Raw genomic sequence first — 5,455 nt, 5'->3', positions numbered from 1 at the left:
GCCGGGACCGCCCGGCCGGCGCGCTCAGGCGACCGGCGACGGCACGGGCCCCACCGGCGCCGAGGGCGCGCGGGTGATCCCCACCCCCGCGGCGACGACGAGGACCAGGCCGAGGACCGACAGCGGCTCGAGGTCCTGCCCGAGGACCAGCAGCCCGGCGGCGGCCGCGACCCCGGGCTCGAGCGCCATGAGGACGCCGAAGACGCCCGGCGCGATCCGCCGCAGCGCGAGCTGCTCCAGCGAGTACGGGATCACCGAGCCCGCGAGCGCCGCCACCGCGCCGATCACGAGGACGTGGCCGTGCAGCAGCCGGCCGCCGCCGGAGGCCAGCCCGGGTACGAGCACCACGAGCGCCCCGACCGCCATCCCCAGCGCGACGGGCTGCAGGCCCGGCAGGCCCCGGGCCGCTCGCGCTCCGAGCGGGATGTAGGCCGCCCAGCAGCCGGCCGCGAGCAGCATCCACGCGACGCCGACCGGGTCCGCCCCGTCCGCGCTCCACGGACGCGTGAGCGCGAGGACCCCGAGGGCGGCGAGCAGCACCCACACGCGGTCGCGCGTCCGGCGGGCGAACCACGCGCCGACGCCCAGCGGCCCGAGGAACTCGATCGCCACGGCCGTGCCGAGGGGCACGCGGTCGATCCCGAGGTAGAACGCCGTGTTCATGACGCCGAGGACCAGGCCGTACGGGACGACCGCCAGCACGGCGTCGCGGGACAGCCCGCGGATCCGCGGGCGCACGAGCACCAGCAGCACCGCTGAGGCCATCACCGACCGCAGGAGGGTCGCGCCGAGCGGCCCGACCTCGTCGAACATCTCCGTCGCGACCGCCGCGGAGATCTGCACGGAGCCGATCGCCCCGAGCACCATCAGGACGTCGGACGGCACCGTGCCGCCGGGGGCCGTCGTCCCGGCCGCGGCCGGGGACGGCGGCGCTCCGGCGCTCACGGCTTCAGGCGGTGCCCGGTCTTGAACAGCCAGGCGCACCAGGCGCTGAGGCCGACCGCCAGTGTGAGCAGCACCAGGAGCGCCAGCCACGTCGCGACGTCGCCCTGGCCCACGAAGCCGATCCGGAACGCCTGCACGAGGTAGAAGACCGGGTTGACGTGGGAGACGACCTCCCACCCCGCGGGCAGCCGGTCGACGGAGTAGAAGATCCCGCCGAGGAAGCTCAGCGGCAGGATCACGAGCGACGTGACGAACGCCATGAAGTCCCACGACTTCGCGTAGATCCCGGCGATCACGCCGAGCTGCGCGAAGGCGATCAGGACGAGCACCGTGGCGACGATCAGGACCAGCGGCTGCTGCACGCCGACGCCGGTGATCGCCATGCCCAGGATCAGCAGCAGGATCCCGGTCAGGAGCCCGCGGACGACGCCACCGATCGCCAGGCCGATGTTGACCTCCCACCAGCGCAGGGGGCTGGAGAGGACGTCGTTGAGGAAGCGGTCCGAGCGGGCCTGGAAGACCGTCGAGCTGTTGTTGGAGTACGCCGCCGTGAGGATCGCCTGGACGACGAGGCCCGGCACGATGAACTGCTTGTAAGGGACGCCGTCGACGTCCGCGATGTTGTCGCCGAGCGCCAGGCCGAAGACGACGATGAAGAGCAGCGACGACATGACCGGCGCGATCAGCGTCTGCATCCACAGCTTCATGAAGCGGACGATCTCGCGCTCGCAGAGCCAGAGCAGCCCGCGGCGGTCCTCGACGAACGGCGCGTCGGGGTCGCGCAGCCCGCCGGGCAGCACGGCGGCGACCGTGCCCTCCACCGGCGGCGTCACGCGGGCACCGCGTTCCCGGCCGCGGCGTCGCTCTGCATCGCCTGCAGGTAGACCCCGGCGATGTCGTCCGCGTCGTACTGCGCGCGCAGGCCGTCCGCGGTGTCGCGGGCGATGATCCGGCCGCCCCGGATCAGCGCGATCTCCTCGCAGAGGGCCTCGGCCTCCTCGAGGTAGTGCGTCGTCAGGAGGATCGTCGTGCCGGCCTGGTGCAGTCGGCGCGTGTACTCCCAGAGCTCCGAGCGCAGCTCGACGTCGACGCCCGCGGTGGGCTCGTCGAGGATCAGCAGGCGCGGCTCGTGCATCAGGGCGCGCGCGAACAGCAGCCGCCGGCGCATGCCGCCCGACAGCGCGGTCGGGCGGACCTTCGCCTTGGCCGAGAGGTCGAAGACGTCCATCAGCTCCGCGGCGCGGCGGCGCGCGTGGGCGCGGCCCATCCCGAAGAACCCGGCGTGGTAGATCAGGACCTCGGAGACCGTCAGGAAGCGGTCGAGGTTGATGTCCTGCTCGGCGAGCCCGACCAGGCGGCGGGCCTCGCGCGCGTCGTGCGCGTGCCCGAACACCTCGATCTCGCCGGCCGTCGGGCGCACGAGGTTGCAGATCGCCCCGATCAGCGTCGTCTTGCCCGCGCCGTTGGGACCGAGCAGGCCGAAGAACGCCCCGTCGGGGATGTCGAGATCCAGCCCGTCGACGGCCGTGAAGCCGCCCTCGTAGGTCTTGGTGAAGCCGCGGACGGACAGCGCCGGTCGCGCGGCGGCAACCCCGAATCCCGACCCGGAATCGGAGGTACTTGCAGCGTCAATCACGTCTCCCGACCATACGGGACGACCGGCGAGGAGCCGTCCGGCGGGGCGCCCCGGAAGGCTCCCGGCGGCCACGTCCGGCCCGGGCCGGACGCACGTCCGATCCCGCCACGGCGGGGCCGCCGCGCCGCATCTATAGGGTGGTTCGCATGCCTCTGGTTCCGATCGTCGTCGAGCGCACTGCGCGTGGTGAGCGCGAGTACGACATCTACAGCCGCCTCCTGAATGAGCGGATCATCTTCCTCGGGACCGGGATCGACGATCAGGTCGCGAACCTCATCGTCGCGCAGCTCCTGCACCTCGCGTCCGACGACGAGGACAAGGACATCTCGATCTACGTCAACTCGCCCGGCGGCTCCGTCACGGCCGGCCTGGCGATCATGGACACGATGAACTTCGTCAAGCCCGACGTGCGCACGATCTGCGTCGGCATCGCGATGTCCGCGGGCTCGCTGATCCTCGCCGCCGGGGCGAAGGGCAAGCGCTCGTCGCTGCCGAACTCGCGCATCCTCACCCACCAGCCGTCGGTCACCGGCTTCGAGGGCCAGGCGTCGGACATCGAGATCCACGCCCGCGAGCTGTTGAAGACGCGCTCGCGCCTGAACGAGATCTACGTCGGCCTGACGGGCCAGTCCCGCGAGACGATCGACCACGACATGGAGCGCGACCGCTTCTTCTCGCCGCAGCAGGCCAAGGAGTACGGCCTGATCGACACGGTCCTCGGCACGGAGCTGCCCGACCTCTCGCAGCCGAACAAGGGCTTCGACGTCCAGTAGCCCGGCGCGGCCCCGCGCCGCACCTCCGCCGTCCCCGACGCCCGGCCCGCCCGCCGGGCGTCGGTCGTTCCGGGGCGGTCAGTCTCCCGGCGCGACCACCGGGTGCTCGATGACGCCGAGGCCCTCGATCTCCATCCGGACGACGCTGCCGGGGTGCAGCCACGCACCGTTGCCGGAGCCGTCCGGGCGGGACGTCGCCTTGCCGACGCCGTGCGGCGTCCCGGTGAGGATCAGGTCGCCCGAGCGCAGCGTGATCGCGGCGCCGATGTGGGCGAGCAGGGCGTCGACGCCGAAGATCAGGTCCGCGGTGGTCGCGTCCTGGCGCGCCTCCCCGTCCACCCACGAGCGCAGCCGCAGCGGCGGGGTCCCGCCCGGCCACGGCCCGGGGACGGCGTCCGCCAGCTCGTCCGCCGTCGTGATCCACGGCCCGAACGGGCAGAAGGTGTCGGCGCCCTTCGCGCGCGCCCACTGCTCCTCGGCGTCCTGCAGGTCCCGCGCGCTGACGTCGTCGGCGACGCAGAAGCCCGCGGCGCCGACGGTGCCGTCCGGCAGGCGGCCGAGCACGATCGCCAGCTCGACCTCGTAGTCCAGCTGGGACGTGATCGCGTGGTGGACGACGGGGCCCGACGGGCCGGTCGCCGAGGACGGCGGCATGACGAAGACGATCGGGGCGTCGGGGACGTCGTTGCCGAGCTCCGCGGCGTGGGCGGCGTAGTTGCGCCCGATGCCGTAGAGCGCCCCGGGCTCGTACGGCATCAGCAGCTCCACCGCCGCGAGCGCGAACGTGGCGCCCGACGCGGCCGAGCGGTCGCCGGAGTCCAGGCGGGAGAGCACCGTCGAGCCGTCGGCGAACGCCACGACCTCGTCGCCGCGGACCTCGCCGCTCAGCACCGTTCCGGGGTCCGACGGGAGCGAGAAGCGCACGAGCCGCATGGCCCGAGCGTAGGCCACGGCGCCGCCGGCCCGGCATCGTCCGGCCCGCCGTCGCCGCGCGAACGCCGTCTCGCCCGCGATCGCGGCCCGAACCTGCCAGCATCAACGGCAATGGCGCGACGCCTGTCCGGGCAGCTGCTGGTTGCCTCCCCCACCATCGGCGATCCGACGTTCGCCCGCACGGTCGTGCTCGTCGTCGACCACGACCGGGACGGCGCCCTGGGCATCGTGCTCAACCGCCCGACCGAGACGACCGTCGAGGCCGTCGTGCCCGACATCGCCTCGATGTTCACGCCCGACGCCGTCGTCCACGACGGCGGCCCCGTCCAGCCCGAGTCGCTGCTGACCGTCGCGGAGTTCCGCGACCCCGCCGACGCGGCGCTGCTCGTCCTGGGCCGGGTGGGGATGGTCCGCGGCGACGAGGACCCGCGCTGCCCCGACGTCGACCGGGCCCGGGCCTACGCCGGGTACGCCGGGTGGGCGCCCGACCAGCTCGACGACGAGCTGAGCGCGTCGGACTGGCTCGTCGTCCCCGCCCAGCCCGACGACCTCTTCCGGCCGGACTCGGAGCTCCTGTGGCACCGCGCGCTGGAGCGCATGGGCGGCGCGTACGCCCGCCTCGGGGTCGCCCCTGAGGACCCGTCGGTCAACTGAGCCCGGCGCTCAGACCGGCGGCGCCTCGCCCTCGTCGTCGTCCTGCTCGGGATCGTGGACCGGGGCGCCGTCGCTGACGGCCCGGGGCTTCGGCACCCGGCCGGCGACCGTGTCGCGGCGGGCGCGCAGCGGTCCGGCGATCGCGCCCAGCGTGCCACGCTCGCGGGGGCCGAGCGCGCGGTAGGCCTCGCGGAGCTCTTCGAGCTGCCGGTCGACGTCGTCGAGCGCGGCGCGCGCCGTCGTCCACGCCGCTTCCTCGACCGCGTCCTCCGCCCGGCCGACCGCCTCGGAGACGGCGGCGAGCATCTCGAGGGGAACGTCCATGCCCGGGAGCGTAGGGGTTCCGGCCGTCGCCAAGCGTGCCTGCGGCCCGTGCCGGGGCGGTCCCGCGCGGAGGATCGCGTGCCGCCCCCGAACGACTAGAAGACCGCTGAAGAAGTCGTTCTGGTGGTGCGTGCGGGAACGGCGAGCCGCGGCACGTCGTTGGGGTGATTTTCGGATCGGTGCCCCGGGC

The 5,455-nt window shown here is 73.8% G+C and carries 7 protein-coding genes; 2 read left to right on the top strand and 5 right to left on the bottom strand.

Features of this window, described 5'->3' with window-relative positions; genetic code table 11:
• Positions 1-24: 24 nt before the first annotated feature.
• Genes AB0L40_RS26135 through AB0L40_RS26125 form a run of 3 tightly spaced genes read right to left on the bottom strand, consistent with a single transcriptional unit; the run spans position 25 to position 2,581 of the window.
• The gene (locus AB0L40_RS26135) at positions 25-945 is read right to left on the bottom strand and encodes an EamA family transporter (RefSeq protein ID WP_364361464.1); all 921 of its coding nucleotides are present in this window, start codon (positions 943-945) and stop codon (positions 25-27) included.
• Complete coding sequence (locus tag AB0L40_RS26130) at positions 942-1,778, bottom strand: ABC transporter permease (RefSeq protein WP_364361462.1); 837 nt, start codon at positions 1,776-1,778, stop codon at positions 942-944. The genes AB0L40_RS26135 and AB0L40_RS26130 overlap by 4 nt, the downstream gene beginning before the upstream one ends.
• Positions 1,775-2,581 carry an ABC transporter ATP-binding protein gene (locus AB0L40_RS26125; RefSeq protein WP_364361460.1) on the bottom strand — a complete coding sequence of 269 codons (807 nt, stop codon included), beginning with the start codon at positions 2,579-2,581 and terminating at the stop codon, positions 1,775-1,777. The genes AB0L40_RS26130 and AB0L40_RS26125 overlap by 4 nt, the downstream gene beginning before the upstream one ends.
• Before the next feature lie 146 nt (positions 2,582-2,727).
• Here AB0L40_RS26125 and AB0L40_RS26120 point away from each other — a divergent pair, with 146 nt between their 5' ends.
• Positions 2,728-3,354 carry an ATP-dependent Clp protease proteolytic subunit gene (locus AB0L40_RS26120; protein ID WP_364361458.1) on the top strand — a complete coding sequence of 209 codons (627 nt, stop codon included), beginning with the start codon at positions 2,728-2,730 and terminating at the stop codon, positions 3,352-3,354.
• Between the two features lie 78 nt (positions 3,355-3,432).
• Here the strand turns inward: AB0L40_RS26120 and AB0L40_RS26115 are convergent, their stop codons facing one another.
• Positions 3,433-4,287: a fumarylacetoacetate hydrolase family protein gene (locus tag AB0L40_RS26115; protein WP_364361456.1), complete on the bottom strand. Its 855-nt coding sequence runs from the start codon at positions 4,285-4,287 to the stop codon at positions 3,433-3,435.
• A gap of 111 nt (positions 4,288-4,398) precedes the next feature.
• On the opposite strand from AB0L40_RS26115, the gene AB0L40_RS26110 reads away from it, so the two are divergent.
• Positions 4,399-4,941: a YqgE/AlgH family protein gene (locus tag AB0L40_RS26110; RefSeq protein WP_364361454.1), complete on the top strand. Its 543-nt coding sequence runs from the start codon at positions 4,399-4,401 to the stop codon at positions 4,939-4,941.
• A 9-nt stretch (positions 4,942-4,950) separates the two neighbouring features.
• On the opposite strand, the gene AB0L40_RS26105 is transcribed toward AB0L40_RS26110, so the two are convergent.
• Positions 4,951-5,265 (bottom strand): hypothetical protein, encoded by a 315-nt coding sequence (locus AB0L40_RS26105; protein ID WP_364361452.1) that lies wholly within the window; start codon positions 5,263-5,265, stop codon positions 4,951-4,953.
• Positions 5,266-5,455 lie beyond the last annotated feature (190 nt).

The organism is Patulibacter sp. NPDC049589 (assembly GCF_040675535.1).
In the GTDB taxonomy this organism is placed as follows: Bacteria; Actinomycetota; Thermoleophilia; order Solirubrobacterales; family Solirubrobacteraceae; genus Patulibacter.
The sequence above is the reverse complement of the archived record's forward strand: the minus strand, read 5'-3'. Positions and strand labels throughout refer to the sequence as shown.